Annotated in this window: 1 protein-coding gene; it reads left to right on the forward strand. The window is 33.2% G+C overall.

The features are described from left to right. Nucleotides 1-115: 115 nt before the first annotated feature. The coding region (locus tag IE142_RS39975) for a hypothetical protein (protein WP_229831265.1) at nt 116-621 on the forward strand (506 nt) is incomplete at its 3' end.

A 621-nucleotide genomic window follows, 5' to 3' on the forward strand; every position in this document is an offset into this window, starting at 1 on the left:
TAAATTAACGTTATTAAACTATGGATTTAGTAAACGTGTAAAACCAGTTGAAATATGAACACCACATATATAAATACAGCAGTGATGATTTCATTATTTAAAGGAGAGAAACGAAATGAAAAGACACTTTTTAGCAATCGGAGCAATTACAATAACAACATTACTTGCGGGATGCGATTTTGGAGATTTGGTAGGACAGCATCAGTCTGGTAAGAAATCAGAAAATAGTAACACTCAAACCGAACAAGCTTCAAATAATAAAAATTCAAATTCTAATAATGGTCATTCAAGTAATAACAATGATCCTAGAGGTAGAGTGGAAGATTTAACTCAATCGCAGAAGGTAGCATTAGCTATCAATGATCCCTCAGTTTCTCAATATGTCGTTAATGCAAGTGAATTAAGGAATCATTCATTTTATGCAAATTATAACGGCGGAGGCCAACGTAAAAGTATTCATACGTATAAGTTGGAAGCATTACCAAAAAAAGTAGAAGGTGCACCTAATGATATGACATTCTATACTGCAAAACCATCAAAAGGGTCATTTGTTACTCTTATCGGTATTGGTAATGAAAAGGTATTAATTGCAGGCACACAAAGTTCAGGTACATATCAACA

Origin of the sequence: Streptomyces mutabilis (genome assembly GCF_014649815.1) — a bacterium.
In the GTDB taxonomy this organism is placed as follows: domain Bacteria; phylum Actinomycetota; class Actinomycetes; order Streptomycetales; family Streptomycetaceae; genus Streptomyces; species Streptomyces mutabilis.